This is a genomic window from Streptomyces sp. NPDC050145 (assembly GCF_044460245.1).
Taxonomy (GTDB): Bacteria; Actinomycetota; Actinomycetes; order Streptomycetales; family Streptomycetaceae; genus Streptomyces.
Map to the genome: position 1 here is coordinate 406,141 of NZ_JBITJS010000004.1, position 13,531 is coordinate 419,671.

Below are 13,531 nucleotides of genomic sequence, written 5' to 3' on the forward strand. Positions count from 1 at the left end.
GGTTACGGCGACGTAGATAGGCTGACAAGGGTGACGGGGACACGGGGAGCGACTCAAGGGCGCACGGCAGGACGGCGCAAGCGCGTGCCGCGCGAAGTGCGCGAGCAGCAGATCATCGACGTGGCCGTGCACGTCTTCGCCAAGCGCGGATATCACGCGGCCAGTGTCGACGAGATCGCCGAACTCGCCGGGATCTCCAAGCCGATGGTCTATCTCTACCTCGATTCCAAAGAGGGCCTGTTCCTGGCCTGCCTGCGGCGCGAGGCCGCCCGTCTGGTCACCGCGTTCCAGGACGCGGCACGGGGCGCCGGCGCCGCCCCCGAACTGCGGCTCTACGCGGGCCTCTCGGCGTTCTTCGCCTTCGTCGCCGAGCACCGCGACAGCTGGGTCGTACTCCACCGCCAGGCCTCCGAGCTCAGCGAGGCGATCGCCGCGACCGTCGCCGAGGCGCGCCGCGCGGTGATGGCCGAGGTGGCCGGGCTGATCAGCGACGGCATCAGCGACAGCGGTCGCGGCGAGCGACTGCGCGACCAGGACGCCGACTTCGTCGCCCACGCCCTGGTCGGCGCCGCCGACTCGCTCACCGACTGGACCGAGCAGAACCCGGGCCAGTCGCCCGAGGGCGTCGCCCTGCGGCTCATGAACATGGTGTGGGTGGGCATGCGCGACGTGCTCGACGGCGAGGCCTGGCTGCCCCGCGACTGACTCCCCTCCCGTCTTCCCGTCCTCCCGTACGGATTCCTGCGTGACCCGTTGAATTTTCCTTACGCGTGGGTAAGTTGACCTCCCAGTAAGTACGAGCAAGCACCGGAGTCCAGCAGCCGCGCGACCGGGAGCCGTCATGGGCGTACGCAAGGATCTGAAGCGGGCCGGGAAGCGAGGCGACCTCGCCGAACGGGCCAGACCCGAACTCGTCAGGGACGAAAACGGAACCGTCCGGCAGGCGCACGTCGCCCCGCTCGCCGCACCACCCGCCGACGGCTCCACCCCCGCCGACATCCCGTACACGAACGCCGCCGAGGACCCGGGCGCCGTCGTCCTGCGCCGCAAGGAGGCGGGGGAGTGGAAGCCGGTCACCGCGGCCGCCTTCGCCCGCGAGATCACCGCCGCCGCCAAGGGGCTGATCGCCACCGGACTCGAACCCGGCGGCCGCGTCGCCCTCATGTCCCGCACCCGCTACGAGTGGTCCGTCCTCGACTTCGCGATCTGGGCCGCCGGCGGCCAGACCGTCCCCGTCTACGCCACCTCCTCACCCGAGCAGATCGAATGGATCCTGCGGGACTCCGGCGCCCGCCACCTCATCGTCGAGACCCCGGAGAACGCCGCGGCCGCCGAGACCGCCCTCGCCGCGCTCCCCGAAGCCGACCGCCCCACCGTCCGGCAGCTCGACGCCGGCGCCGTGCTCGAACTCGCCACGCTGGGCCGCGACATACCCGACGAGGAAGTCACCAAGAGGCGCACCGCCCTCACCCCCGACACCATCGCCACCGTCTGCTACACCTCCGGCACCACCGGACGCCCCAAGGGCTGCGTCCTCACCCACGGCAACCTCCACGCCGAGGCCGCCAACACCGTCGAGCTCCTCCACCCCATCTTCAAGGCCATCACCGGCCAGACCGCCTCCACCCTCCTCTTCCTCCCCCTCGCCCACATCCTCGGCCGCACCATCCAGATCGCCTGCCAGCTCGCCCGCATCGAACTCGGCCACTGCCCGAGCATCAAGCCCGACGAGCTCCGCCCGGAACTCCGCTCCTTCCGCCCCACCTTCGTCGTCGGCGTCCCCTACCTCTTCGAGAAGATCCACGAGACCGGACGCGCCACAGCAGAGAAGATCGGACGCGGCGCCTCCTTCGAACGGGCCGACCGCATCGCCGTCCGGTTCGCCGAAGCCCACCTCACCCGCTTCCTGGACGGCGGCCAGGGCCCGGCCCCCGCCCTCCGGCTCGCCACCGGCCTCTACGACCTCCTCGTCTACCGCCGCGTCCGCAAGGAACTCGGCGGCCGCCTGCGCTACGCCATCAGCGGCGGCTCCCCCCTCGACCGCAATCTCAACCTCTTCTTCTACACAGCCGGCATCGTCGTCTACGAGGGCTACGGCCTCACCGAGACCTCGGCCGCCGCCACCATCACCCCACCCCTGCGCCCGCGCCCCGGCACCGTCGGCCTCCCCGTGCCCGGCACCACGATCCGGATCGCCGACGACGGCGAGGTGCTCGTCAAGGGCGGCATCGTCTTCGGCGCCTACTGGCAGAACCGCACGGCGACCGACGAAGTCCTCGACTCCGACGGCTGGTTCGCCACCGGCGACCTCGGCGAACTCGACGCCGACGGCTACCTCCGCATCACCGGCCGCAAGAAGGACATCCTCGTCACCAGCGGCGGCAAGAACGTCTCCCCGGCCGTCCTGGAGGACCGCCTGCGCAGCCGCTCACCCGTCGGCCAGTGCATCGTCGTCGGCGACAACCGCTCGTACATCGCCGCCCTCATCACCCTGGAACCCGAGTCCGTCGCCCACTGGCTCAGCGTGCGCAAACTGCCCGCCGACACCCCCATCTCCGAGGTGATCGCCGACCCGCGCATCGTCGCCGCCGTCCAGAAGGCCGTCGACTACGCCAACGAGGCCGTCTCCCGCGCCGAGTCCATCCGCAAGTTCACCCTGGTCGACGGCGAGTTCACCGAGGACAACGGACTGCTCACCCCCTCCCTGAAGATCAAACGAACAGCGGTCATGACGGCGTACGCCCGCGAGATCGAGGAGCTCTACGGTGCCTGAGTCTGTGCCCGAGCCCGAGTCTCAGTGCGAGCCCGAGTCTCAGTGCGAGCCCGGCACCGACTACGACGTCGTCGTCGTGGGCTCCGGATTCGGCGGCTCCGTCTCCGCCCTCCGGCTCACCGAGAAGGGCTACCGCGTCGCCGTCCTCGAAGCCGGCCGCCGCCACACCCGCGACACCCTGCCCCGCACCTCCCTCACCCTCCGCGACTACCTCTGGGCACCCCGCCTCGGCATGTACGGCATCCAGCGCATCCACCTGATGAAGAACGTCATGGTGCTCGCCGGCGCCGGCGTGGGCGGCGGATCCCTCAACTACGCCAACACTCTCTACGTACCCCCGACCCCCTTCTTCCGCGACCGCCAGTGGGCCGACATCACCGACTGGCAGCGCGAACTCGCTCCGTACTACGACCAGGCCCGCCGCATGCTCGGCGTGCGCACCAACCCCACCACCACCGAGGCCGACGAACTGCTGCGGGACGCGGCCGGACGGATGGGCGCGGGGGACACCTTCCGGCTCACGCCCGTGGGCGTGTTCTTCGGCGACGGTGAGGACGCCGACGGTTCGACAACGGCCGGGCCCGGCACGGAAGTTCCCGATCCCTACTTCGGCGGTGCCGGACCCGCCCGCACCGCCTGCACCGAGTGCGGATCCTGCATGACCGGCTGCCGCGTCGGCGCCAAGAACACCCTCACCGAGAACTACCTCCACCTCGCCGAACGGGCCGGCGCCGAGGTCCGCCCCATGACCACGGTCACCTCCGTCCGCGAACTCACCGACGGCACGCACGAGATCACCACCGTGCCCACGAACAGACAGCGCCGCGGCCGCCGCACCGTGCTGCGCGCCCGCCGCGTCGTCCTCGCCGCCGGCACCTACGGCACCCAGACCCTGCTGCACCGCATGAAAGCCGACGGAACCCTGCCCCGCCTCTCGGACCGGCTCGGCGTGCTCACCCGCACCAACTCCGAGGCCCTGGTCGGCGCCCTGACCTGGCCACGCCGGCTCGGCCGCAAGGACATCGACTTCACCCGCGGCGTCGCCATCACCTCGTCCGTCCACCCGAACCCCACCACCCACATCGAGAACGTCCGCTACGGCAAGGGCTCCAACCTCATGGCCCTCATCTGCGTCCCGCAGTACCGCCAGAACCTGCCCAAGCCGCTCGCCGCCGCCCTCGCCTTCCTCTCCCACCCGGTCCTCGTCGCCCGCACCGTCGTACTGCGCCGCTGGTCCGAGCGGACCATCATCGGCCTCGTCATGCAGACCCACGACAACTCCCTCACCACGAGCCTGACCCGGCGCGGGCTGCTCACCGCCGAACAGGGCCACGGCACGCCCAACCCCGTGCACATCCCGGAGGGCTGGGAGGCGGCGGGCCTGATCGCCGAGTCCATCAACGGCTTCGCCGGCACGAACCTCGGTGAACTGCTCGGCAAGCCGCTCACCGCCCACTTCCTCGGCGGCTGCCCGATCGGCGCGACGCCGGAGCGCGGGGTCGTCGACGCCTATCACCGGCTGCACGGGCACCCGGGGATCTCGGTGGTGGACGGTTCGGCGGTCTCCGCGAACCTCGGGGTCAATCCGTCCCTGACGATCACGGCGCAGGCCGAGCGGGCCATGTCGTACTGGCCGAACAAAGGGGAGAAGGACCCGCGGCCAGAACCGGGGGCCGCGTACGCGGACCTGAGCCCCGTCATGCCGAAGGCCCCGACCGTTCCGGCGGGGGCGTTCGGCGCGCTGAGGTGGTGAGCCGGCGGCGGTGAGACGGCCTTCGGCCGGTGGTGCGCGGGGGGCCGGTCAGCGGACGGTCAGCGAATGGACAGCGTTCGGTCAGCGCTTGGTGGTGCTGTTGAACCTCGAGCGGGACCAGACGTAGCCGATGGAGGCGATGACCGTGCACCAGGCCAGCGAGATCCACCCGCTGTTGCCGATCTCCGTACCCGACAGCAGCCCGCGCAGCGTCTCCGTCATGGGGGTGAAGGGCTGGTTCTCGGCGAACCAGCGCAGGCCCGGTGACATGGAGTCGGCCGGCACGAAGGCGGAGCCGAGGAAGGGGAGGAACTGGACGAGCAGCGGCTTGTTGCTCGCGGACTCGACCGTCTTGGAGATCAGACCGAGCGCCGCCGACAGCCAGGTCACGGCGAACGCGATCGCGGCCAGGAGCCCGGCCGCCGCCAGCCACTCCAGCGCGGTCGCGTCCGAGCGGAAGCCGACGGCGAACGCGACACCGACGACCGGCACGAGACACGCCATCGTCTGTACGACGCTGCCGATCACATGCCCGGTCATGAACGAGGAGCGGGTGATGGGCATGGTGCGGAAGCGGTTGATGATGCCTTCGGTCATGTCCTGGCAGACCGCGATCGAGGTCGACATCGACCCGGACGCGACGCCCATGATGATGATGCCGGGCGTCAGATAGTTCACGTAGGTGTCGCGACCGCCGCCCATGCCGGCGCCGATCGAGTCACCGAAGGCGTACGCGAACAGCAGCAGCATCAGGATCGGCGTCAGGGCGCTGCCGAAGCCCACCGCCGGGTAGCGGACGGCGTGCTTGAGGTTGCGCCGCAGCATGATCCGGGAGTCGTGCACGGCGTAGGCGAGTGAACTCATCGCAGGGTCTCCTTGATGTGCAGCTGGGCGGCGGCGGGGTCGGTGGTGCCCGTGCCCTCGCCGGTCAGGGCGAGGAACACGTCGTCCAGGTCGGGGGTGTGCACGGAGAAGTCGGCGGTATGGACCCCGGCGGCGTCGAGCCGGTCGAAGAGGGCGCGCAGCGCGTCGAGGTCACCGCCGCCCGCGAGCCGCAGGGCGAGGTTCTCGTCGTCACGGGCCGCGCTCGGGAAGGCGGCTCCCGCCTGTTCGTAGGCGGCGAGGTCGTCGAAGCGCAGGCGGACGTGACTGCCGGGGATCTGCGCCTTGAGCTCGTCGGCGGTGCCCTCGGCGACGATCCGGCCGCCGTCGAGCACGGCGATCCGGTCGGCCAACTGGTCGGCCTCCTCAAGATATTGGGTGGTCAGGAAGACGGTGGTGCCGTTCGCTACGAGCCCGCGCACGGTGTCCCACATGGTGCGGCGGCTGCGCGGGTCGAGCCCGGTCGTCGGCTCGTCCAGGAAGATCACCTGAGGGTCGCCGACCAGGGTCATCGCAAGGTCGAGTCGGCGGCGCATGCCGCCGGAGAAGGTCGCGGCGCGGTTCTTGGCGACGTCCGCGATGTCGAACCGTTCGAGGAGCGCCTGGGTGCGGGCCCGGCCCTCGCGTCGGCCGAGGCGCAGCAGGTCGGCCATGAGCAGCAGGTTCTCCTCGGCGCTGAGGAGATTGTCGAGCGCGGCGAACTGGCCGGTGACGCCGATCGCGGCACGTACGGCGTCGGGTTCGGCGGCGATGTCGTGGCCCGCGACCTGGGCGTGGCCGCCGTCCGCGCCGACCAGGGTGGAGAGGATCTCCACGGTGGTGGTCTTGCCGGCGCCGTTCGGCCCGAGCAGGGCGAAGACACTGCCGGCGGGGATACGCAGATCGATGCCGTCGAGGACGGTCTTGTCGCCGTAGGACTTGCGGAGGCCGACGGCGGAGATGGCGGGGGCGGTAGAGGCCGAGGTGACTGCTGTGGACGTGGGCATGACAGATGAAGGCATGGAGCCCTCCTGGTGGGGGCCGGGGTGAAGGTGAGGGTGAAGGTGAAGGTGGCCGTGATGGTGAAAGTGGCCGTGATGATGAAGGTGATGGTGCGCCGGGTGGCGCAGGTGAAAGCCGGGGTCGGGGCGCTGGTGCGGGGGCCGCTCGCGGGTGGCGGGGCTCAGGGGCGGGCGCGGCGGACCTCGATGTTGCCCGCGCGGGTGCGGGCGTGGATCTTGACGGTGCCCTCCGTCTCCGCGGGCGGGGCGGCGTCGGCGAGGGTGTTGTGCACCTGCCCGTGCGCCGAGTTGACGTCGAGCCAGGCGGCGGTGCCCTCGCGGACCCCGACGTCGATGCTGCCGTATCCGGTGTCCAGCTGGACGACCCCGGAGGCGACTTCGCCGAGCCGCAGAGTGCCGTACGCCGTGGTGGCGGTGACCGAGTCCTCGGCGCGGGTGATGTCGACCTCGCCGTGCGCGCCGCTGGCCCGGAGCTCGCCGGTCACGGTGCCGACGGTGATGTTGCCGTGGGAGTTCTTGAGGACGGCGGTGCCGTCGATGACGCCGACGCGCACGTTGCCGGAGCTTGTGGAGAGGTCGGCGGCACCCTCGACGCGGGTGACGTGGATCGCGCCGTGCGCGGCGCTGACCTGGAGCGGCCCGGTCTCGTCGAGACGGATGTTCCCGCCGGAGGTCTTCACGTGGACCTCGCCGAGCCGCCCGTCGCCGAGCACCTGGGTCCAGGACCCGGTCACGTCGACGCGGGAGCCGGTGGGCAGTTCGACCGTCACGTCGACGGCGCCGCTGGGGCCGATGAAGCGCCGCTCCCGCGTCCGCACGGTCAGGACGCCGCCCGTGTACGAGACCTCGGTCTGCTCGGCGGCCTTGATGTCCTTGTCCCGCTTCGGACCGGCGGGACGGACCTCGACGACGGTGTCGGGCCGGTCGCTCGCGGTGAACCGGATGGAGCCGGCGCCCACGTGAGCGGTGACGGAGATCGGGTCCGGAGTGTCGAAAGAAGGCATGGCTGTTCCGTCCTTCTGGGTCGGGTGGGCGTCCCTGCTGGTGGGACGTGGTGGAAGTGAGGGGGGTGGAGTCGGGCGGGGTGGCGTCAGGTGAGGTGTGTGTGTTCGGGAGCGGGCCCGGTCAGCGCACCCAGCCGGTGAAGCTCTGTCCTGCGGAGCGGCTCTTCTCCTGGGGGCGCGGGGTGGTGCCGCCGGCGTCGAGGGCGCCCGACACGGCGCGGACGAGCCAGGCGTTGACCGACAGTCCCTCACGGTTCGCCGCCTCCTCGGCGCGGGCCTTGAGGTGCGCCGGCAGTCGCAGATTGACCCGGGCCGTCCCGCCCTCGTCCGTCTCGGCGACGGGCACGGGCGTGGGCAGGACAGGGGCCGCCACCGGGGGCTCGGCGCGCGGGGCGTCGCTCGGGGGTGGAGTCACCACGAAGTCGGGGTCGAGCCCGCGCAGCCGTACGTCGACCGAACCCGGGGCGAGCTCGACGGTGATCTCGTCCATCGCGGCGGACAGGGCGTTGAGCAGGGTCAGTCGGGTCGCCGACTCCAGAGGGGCGGTGAGGCGCTCGGCCAGGGCGCGGGCTTCGTCGCCACCGGCTTCGGCGGCCACCGCGAGCTCCCGTTGGAGCGACTCGACGTACGGCTTCAGGTCCATGACGTCATAGTGGCACCACTATGGCGCCATACGCAAGCCGTGTGGGGAAATTTGGTGCCACGGTGGCGCTCGGTGGTGCCATCCGGTGCCGCGTGGCATCTGGAGGGGAGGTTGAGGTTCGGGCGGGTGTGACCGGCAGGGCTGGATGGGAGGTGCTGCGGGTCGGGATTCGGTGCGGTTCAGGTGTTATGCCCGTACGGCGGGCGGGAGTTGATGGGCTGAGGGAGGCTTGATGGGGCGGGACGGTCGTCGTCACGGGTGGCGTCGGAGCGTGGAGGGAGACGTGGGGAGAGGTGGCGGCGGCCGGGGGTGGGCGGCGCCCACGGGCGCGCGAGATGTCACTGGTGGCACCCTCTGGTGCCACGTGATGCCAGGTGGTGCCACCGGGTGCCACGCGACGTCGGACGGTGCACATGGGGGTCACGCGACGTCGGACGGTGCCGGCTGGTGCCGGAGTCGTGCAGGGGTTGGGCAGGGCTGCGCCCGCTGTCATCGGGAGGGAGCCGTCGTCGGACTGACGAGTGCCACCTCCTCGCATCGGAGCGGTCCCGGACACTCCGTCGGGTCTCGGCGGCATGTCCCGACGAGGGCCCCATGCCGACCGGGGCGAAGCCCGCGTGACGCGGCGGCCGAGGGCGAGCCCCACCCGGCCCCCGCTCTCCGCACTAGGGTCACCCCCATGCCTTTCGACGGGACGGGTGGGGCGGGGCCAGGGCCTGGGTCCGGGCCGGGGCCCGAGGCGGTCGCGGAGTTGGTGCGGGGCGCGCAGAGCGGCGACGCGCTGGCCATGGACGAGCTGCTCGGCGTTCTCGCTCCGTACGTGGGCCGGATCTGCGGGCCGATCGCGCTGCAGGACGGGCCGGACGCGGCGCAGGAGGCGCTGATCGCGGTCTTCCGGGGGATCGGCCGGCTCAAGGAGCCGGCCGCGCTGTTCGGTTGGGTTCGGGCGATCGCGGTGCGGGAGGCGATCAGATGGGCGGAGCGGCGCCGTCGCCGCCAGACCGTGCCGGTGGAGCGGGCGGAGTGGGACGAGCTGCCCACGACGACCGGGGAAGATCCCGAACTGGCCTCCGACATCGCGGATGTGCTGCGGCGCCTGGCCCCCGAGCACCGCGCGGTCCTGGTGCTGCGGCACGTGGAAGGACTCGGCGAGCAGGAGGTCGCGGAGCTGCTCGAGGTCCCCGTCGGGACGGTCAGGTCCCGGCTCTTCCGGGCCCGTAGGTCATTCCGCTCGGGGTGGGACTGACCCGGAGGCGACCCGTTCGGCCAGCCGGTCCAGCATCCGTTCGGCGCGGCGCGCGGACCACGGGGCCCGGACCCGGTCCGCGAGCTGCCCGCCGGGAATCCGCAGGCTGCTGTAGAAGGCGAAGAGGCAGCCGTCGTCACCGTCCGCCCTGGCCGCCATGCCGCTGCCCAGCACGGCGCTCTGCATCAGGCACCAGCCGGGCCGCAGCACGATGTCGAACCGCTCCCGGTGCCCCAGCGCGCTGACCGCCCGCCCTTCGAAACGGTCCCCGGCAGCGGCACGTCCGCCCTCACCCGCAGGCGCCACGGCGAAGGAGCGCAAGCCGGAGACGAGCAGGGGCAGTTCGTTCTCGAGGTCAGAGGCGACGGCCCACACTCGCTCGACAGGGAACGCGAAGCGGCGCTCCGCGTAGACGGGTCGCCCCGACGCGGCCGCGATGACCTTCAACCGGCGCACCGGATCCAGCTCGGCCGTGGGCCAGCCGCCACCGCTCATCGCCGGTGCCCCTTTCCTGTCTCACAGAAATTCTCGGAATCCGAGGGAGTGCTTCGCCGTCCGCCGGCCCCTTCCTCCATGAGACCAGACAACCGCACCCCGGGAGACCCCATGGAGACCTTCGAGAGCCGACCGAAATCAACCGAGCCGGACGAGCCGCAGGGCACGCGGCACCGGTACGTGACCGTACGAGGTGGCCTGCGCCTGCACATCGCCGAGGCCGGACAGGGCGAGCCCGTGCTCCTCCTGCACGGGTTCCCGCAGGACGGGCACGCCTGGCGCCGCCTGATCCCGCTCCTCGGCGATCAGTACCGCCTGATCTGCGTGGACCAGCGAGGCTTCGGCCGCTCCGACGCGCCGCGCACCGGCTACGACACGGACACCCGCGTCGCCGACGTCATCGCCCTGCTCGACGCGCTCGATCTCGACCGGGTCCACCTCATAGGGCACGACTGGGGCGCCTGGACGGGCTTCCATCTGTGCCTGCGCGCACCCCGGCGCGTGACGCGCTTCCTGGCGCTGAACATGATGCATCCCTGGCCCCGCCACCGCAGACTGCTGCCGCAGGCCTGGCGCTTCTGGTACACGGCCCTGCTCGAACAGCCGCTCCTGGGCCGCTGGTTGCTCCGCAAGCGCCCGGCGTTCACCCGCTACCTCCTGCGCAGAGGAGTGGTGGATCAGGCGGTCTGGGCGCCCGCCGAGCTCGACGAGTACACGCGCTCCAGCGCCGAGCCCGACCGGGCCCGCGCCGGCGAGGCCCTCCACCGGGCCTTCGCCCTGCGCGACATCGCCCGCCTGGCCCTGGGCCGCTACAAGAAGCTGCGCCTCACCACGCCCACCGTGATCCTCGGAGGCGAACGGGACTTCATGCTGCCCCCGTCCGTCCTCACACCTCCGGGCGCGGCTCGCGCGAGCGACCTCCGCATAGAGGTGCTGCCGGACGCCGGCCACTACGTGCACGAGGAACGCCCCGACGCGGTGGCAGAGGCGGCCCGGACCCTCTTCGGGCGCTGACCGCCGACCGAGTCGCCGGCGAGGGCGTGGGGCCGTGCCCAGAACTCAGTCGCGCTGCCGCCCCAGCAGACGCGCTCCGAATCCGTAGTAGAGACCGAGCAGCACGCCCCCGACAGCGGCGACGATTCCGGTGGCCCGCCCACTGCCGACCGCTCCCGTGAGCACGATGGCGGCGGCGTACACGGTCGGCAGCCACCAGTTGAATCTGGCGCGCGTGGTCGGCTTGGGCTGCTCCATCTGATCCCTCGTCATAGCAACGTCGTTGTCGGGGTGATCTTTCCAGCCACGTCGAATTCAGGGGGAACGTTTGGAAAATGTGTACGAAGGCGAGGGTGGGGACGAGGAGGCCGCAGAACCCCAAGCCACAGAACCCCAAGCCACCGCACCCCACCCCGCCTCAGCACTCGAAGACGGACCAGCAGATGTCGTTCCGCAGCCGCTGGTCGTCGAGCACGAGGGCGCGGATCGCGTCCGGCAGGCGGTCCCGCTGCCACCGGCATTCGCGGCGTCCGGCAGCCTCCGCCTCGCTCTTCGGCGCGGCGGCTCGGGCGGCCTTGATCGCGTACGCGGCCGCGCCGAGTTCGTGGGCTGCGACATGGGCGACGACGGCGGCCTGCCCGGCGGCGTACGCGGCGTTCCGGGCGGCACCCTTCAGATCCCGCGCCGCCCCCATCGCGTGGCCGCCCGCCGCCCGGGTCTCCATCATCTTGAACTCCCCGCGCACCCAGGCCCGCGCGTACGCGATCGCCTCCCGGGGGCGCGGATCGTCGGGCCGCTCCGCCTCGAACAGGGGCAGCACGTGCTCGGCGCAGTCGGCCGCCCACAGGGCGAGCAGATGGTGATCGTCGTCGGTGAGCGTCCCGCCGCGTCGGATCGTGATGAACCGAGGGTCCCTGACCTTGGGAAGGATCATGCCCGCACGGTAGCGGCCGACGCCTGCCGGCGCGGATCAGGCAGCCAACTTCTCCTCCACCGCGGCCAGTTCATCGGCCGGTTTGGCCATCCGGGACAGGACCTCCAGGTCGTCACGGTCGTAGCGGGCGCGTACGTCGGCCCAGTGCTCGGCGGCGGCCCGCAGGGGTTCGACGGCCTCCTCGAGCCGGCCGAGCCGGTGTAGCACCAGCCCGTAGTACCCGGCCGCCTCCCAGCGGTACACGGCGTCGCCGCCCTGCTCCCAGGCCGCGCGCAGGAAGGGCTCCGCCTCGTGGTGTGCGCCGCGCTGGGCCTTCAGCTTGCCCGCGAGCATGCTGTTGAGCGCGGACCCGTCCTCGGCGGCGCGCACGTACCAGCGCTCGGCCTCCCGATAGTCCCGGTGGTACTCGGAGAGCCAGCCCATGTGGTGGCACGCGTCGTGGTGCCCCGCCTCGGCGGCCGTCCGGTACCACTGATCGCGCAGCACGGGCCGGCGCCGCTTGTCGTACACCTCGGCGAGGTCGTGCGCCGCCTGCGGGTCGCCGGCCAGCGCGGCGGGCTCGATCAGCCGGAACAGCTGCGCCGCGTCCGCGCCGCCCCAGTCGCGGACGATCCGCGCGTACGCGAACCCGGCCTGGATGTCGCCCGCCTCGGCCCGCTCGCGCAGCCCGGGCAGCCGGTCCAGGTCCTTGCCGGGGGCGCCGGCCTCGCCCGCGCGGAGCGCCGCGATGTGCGCGAGCTGCTCGACGACGTCCTCGTCGTCCGCGCCGACGGTCCGGAACCAGCGCTCGGCCTCCTCGTAGCGCCGCTGCCGCTTGCACAGGAGGGCGAGGTTCCACTGTGCCGTCTGATGGCCGTACCCGGTCGCGACCTCGTACCAGCGTTCGGCCCCGACGAGATCGCCGCGCTGCTCGTGCAGGACCCCGAGTGCGTACGAGGCCCCCTGGTATCCCGACTCGTGCGCGCTGTGCAAGAGCCCCAGCGCCTCGGGCCAGGCCGCGTCGCCGCCCGTCTCCGTCAGGAACACGGCGTGGTCCACCCGGGCGGACGCGGAGAGCGCGGACGCCCGCCGGTACAGGGCGGCGGCCTCGGTGGTCAGGCCCGGATAGGTGTGGAAGTGCTTCTCCAGGTCGAAGAGCGGGCGCAGTGCCTCGACCGCTGCGTCCTCGTCCTCCTCGGCCTCGGCGGCGTCGAGGTCCGCCGCGACGCGGTCGAGGTCCGCGCGGAACGAGTCGAAGAGCTGCGACCAGCGGAAGACCGCGATGTCGCCGAGCTCGATGTCGCTCATCAGGAACTTCGAGGCCTCGGCGGGCTTCCCCTCGGCCGCGAGCAGCTTGCCGAGCTCGATCTTGCAGTCGAGATGCCGCCCGTCCTCCCACCCGCGCCGGAACCACTCGACGGCCTCGGGATCCCCGTTCTCCCGCAGCAGCATCCCGAGCCCGTACGCGCTCGGCGCGTGCCGGTCGGCGACGGCCCGGTACAGCGCGTCCGCCCCCGCCCGGTCGCCCCGGACCTTCCGGTACCGGGCCAGCGTGTAGTGCGAGAAGGCGTCCCCGGCCGCCACGGCCTGCTCCCAGAAGGGGATGCCCTCGTCCACGTACGAATTGAGCACGAAGAAGTCGGTCCCCCGCCGAGCACCCTGAGCGTCCCCGGAAACGGCAGCGGCGACCAGAGCCTCACCGCGCGCCTGTATGTCCTGCGTGGTGGTCGTCATGATCACATCGTGTCAGGACCAGCCAAGTGCCGGAGAACAGGCGGATGTTGCACCCCGAGAGCATCCGAGAGCATTCGGGAGTGCCTGCGGGAAG

The 13,531-nt window shown here is 71.8% G+C and carries 13 protein-coding genes; 5 read left to right on the top strand and 8 right to left on the bottom strand.

The features are described from left to right. The first annotated feature begins 84 nt into the window (after positions 1 to 84). The 3 genes from ACIBTU_RS11150 to ACIBTU_RS11160 all read left to right on the top strand — a co-directional run bounded on the left by ACIBTU_RS11150 (position 85) and on the right by ACIBTU_RS11160 (position 4,526). Positions 85 to 705, top strand: a complete 621-nt coding sequence (locus tag ACIBTU_RS11150) for a TetR/AcrR family transcriptional regulator (RefSeq protein ID WP_399125723.1) — start codon at positions 85 to 87, stop codon at positions 703 to 705. Between the two features lie 136 nt (positions 706 to 841). Then, positions 842 to 2,773, top strand: coding sequence for an AMP-dependent synthetase/ligase (locus tag ACIBTU_RS11155; protein WP_399125724.1), 1,932 nt, complete (start codon positions 842 to 844; stop codon positions 2,771 to 2,773). A 4-nt stretch (positions 2,774 to 2,777) separates the two neighbouring features. Beyond that, positions 2,778 to 4,526: a GMC family oxidoreductase N-terminal domain-containing protein gene (locus ACIBTU_RS11160; protein WP_399125806.1), complete on the top strand. Its 1,749-nt coding sequence runs from the start codon at positions 2,778 to 2,780 to the stop codon at positions 4,524 to 4,526. A gap of 81 nt (positions 4,527 to 4,607) precedes the next feature. Here ACIBTU_RS11160 and ACIBTU_RS11165 read toward each other — a convergent pair whose 3' ends face one another. The 4 genes from ACIBTU_RS11165 to ACIBTU_RS11180 all read right to left on the bottom strand — a co-directional run bounded on the left by ACIBTU_RS11165 (position 4,608) and on the right by ACIBTU_RS11180 (position 8,056). Continuing rightward, positions 4,608 to 5,390 (bottom strand): ABC transporter permease, encoded by a 783-nt coding sequence (locus ACIBTU_RS11165; protein WP_399125726.1) that lies wholly within the window; start codon positions 5,388 to 5,390, stop codon positions 4,608 to 4,610. After that, entirely contained in the window at positions 5,387 to 6,394 is a 1,008-nt protein-coding gene (locus ACIBTU_RS11170) for an ATP-binding cassette domain-containing protein (RefSeq protein ID WP_399125807.1), read from the bottom strand. The genes ACIBTU_RS11165 and ACIBTU_RS11170 overlap by 4 nt, the downstream gene beginning before the upstream one ends. Positions 6,395 to 6,570: 176 nt before the next feature. Further along, entirely contained in the window at positions 6,571 to 7,413 is an 843-nt protein-coding gene (locus tag ACIBTU_RS11175) for a DUF4097 family beta strand repeat-containing protein (protein WP_399125727.1), read from the bottom strand. 121 nt (positions 7,414 to 7,534) lie between these two features. Next, the gene (locus ACIBTU_RS11180; protein ID WP_399125728.1) at positions 7,535 to 8,056 is read right to left on the bottom strand and encodes a toxin-antitoxin system HicB family antitoxin; all 522 of its coding nucleotides are present in this window, start codon (positions 8,054 to 8,056) and stop codon (positions 7,535 to 7,537) included. 679 nt (positions 8,057 to 8,735) lie between these two features. Between ACIBTU_RS11180 and ACIBTU_RS11185 the strand changes: the two genes are divergently transcribed. Beyond that, entirely contained in the window at positions 8,736 to 9,302 is a 567-nt protein-coding gene (locus ACIBTU_RS11185) for an RNA polymerase sigma factor (RefSeq protein ID WP_399125729.1), read from the top strand. On the opposite strand, the gene ACIBTU_RS11190 is transcribed toward ACIBTU_RS11185, so the two are convergent. Beyond that, positions 9,279 to 9,797, bottom strand: coding sequence for a hypothetical protein (locus ACIBTU_RS11190; protein ID WP_399125731.1), 519 nt, complete (start codon positions 9,795 to 9,797; stop codon positions 9,279 to 9,281). The two genes, ACIBTU_RS11185 and ACIBTU_RS11190, sit on opposite strands and share 24 nt — an antisense overlap. A 111-nt stretch (positions 9,798 to 9,908) precedes the next feature. On the opposite strand from ACIBTU_RS11190, the gene ACIBTU_RS11195 reads away from it, so the two are divergent. Then, positions 9,909 to 10,811 (top strand): alpha/beta fold hydrolase, encoded by a 903-nt coding sequence (locus ACIBTU_RS11195; RefSeq protein WP_399125732.1) that lies wholly within the window; start codon positions 9,909 to 9,911, stop codon positions 10,809 to 10,811. A 45-nt stretch (positions 10,812 to 10,856) separates the two neighbouring features. On the opposite strand, the gene ACIBTU_RS11200 is transcribed toward ACIBTU_RS11195, so the two are convergent. The 3 genes from ACIBTU_RS11200 to ACIBTU_RS11210 form a co-directional block, all read right to left on the bottom strand. Next, a complete protein-coding gene (locus ACIBTU_RS11200; protein ID WP_399125733.1) occupies positions 10,857 to 11,063 on the bottom strand; it encodes a hypothetical protein in 207 nt (68 codons plus the stop codon). Positions 11,064 to 11,208: 145 nt separating this feature from the next. Further along, positions 11,209 to 11,724, bottom strand: a complete 516-nt coding sequence (locus ACIBTU_RS11205) for a putative immunity protein (RefSeq protein WP_399125734.1) — start codon at positions 11,722 to 11,724, stop codon at positions 11,209 to 11,211. Between the two features lie 36 nt (positions 11,725 to 11,760). Further along, positions 11,761 to 13,437 carry a tetratricopeptide repeat protein gene (locus tag ACIBTU_RS11210; protein WP_399125735.1) on the bottom strand — a complete coding sequence of 559 codons (1,677 nt, stop codon included), beginning with the start codon at positions 13,435 to 13,437 and terminating at the stop codon, positions 11,761 to 11,763. Between the last annotated feature and the right edge of the window lie 94 nt (positions 13,438 to 13,531).

What these genes read in the sequence shown, in the direction of transcription:
- ACIBTU_RS11180 (WP_399125728.1), bottom strand. Translation starts at nt 8,056, where the DNA reads ATGGACCTGAAGCCGTACGTCGAGTCGCTCCAACGGGAGCTCGCGGTG.
- ACIBTU_RS11170 (WP_399125807.1), bottom strand. Translation starts at nt 6,394, where the DNA reads ATGCCCACGTCCACAGCAGTCACCTCGGCCTCTACCGCCCCCGCCATC.
- ACIBTU_RS11165 (WP_399125726.1), bottom strand. Translation starts at nt 5,390, where the DNA reads ATGAGTTCACTCGCCTACGCCGTGCACGACTCCCGGATCATGCTGCGG.
- ACIBTU_RS11200 (WP_399125733.1), bottom strand. Translation starts at nt 11,063, where the DNA reads ATGACGAGGGATCAGATGGAGCAGCCCAAGCCGACCACGCGCGCCAGA.
- ACIBTU_RS11205 (WP_399125734.1), bottom strand. Translation starts at nt 11,724, where the DNA reads ATGATCCTTCCCAAGGTCAGGGACCCTCGGTTCATCACGATCCGACGC.
- ACIBTU_RS11175 (WP_399125727.1), bottom strand. Translation starts at nt 7,413, where the DNA reads ATGCCTTCTTTCGACACTCCGGACCCGATCTCCGTCACCGCTCACGTG.
- ACIBTU_RS11190 (WP_399125731.1), bottom strand. Translation starts at nt 9,797, where the DNA reads ATGAGCGGTGGCGGCTGGCCCACGGCCGAGCTGGATCCGGTGCGCCGG.
- ACIBTU_RS11155 (WP_399125724.1), top strand. Translation starts at nt 842, where the DNA reads ATGGGCGTACGCAAGGATCTGAAGCGGGCCGGGAAGCGAGGCGACCTC.
- ACIBTU_RS11185 (WP_399125729.1), top strand. Translation starts at nt 8,736, where the DNA reads ATGCCTTTCGACGGGACGGGTGGGGCGGGGCCAGGGCCTGGGTCCGGG.
- ACIBTU_RS11195 (WP_399125732.1), top strand. Translation starts at nt 9,909, where the DNA reads ATGGAGACCTTCGAGAGCCGACCGAAATCAACCGAGCCGGACGAGCCG.
- ACIBTU_RS11210 (WP_399125735.1), bottom strand. Translation starts at nt 13,437, where the DNA reads ATGACGACCACCACGCAGGACATACAGGCGCGCGGTGAGGCTCTGGTC.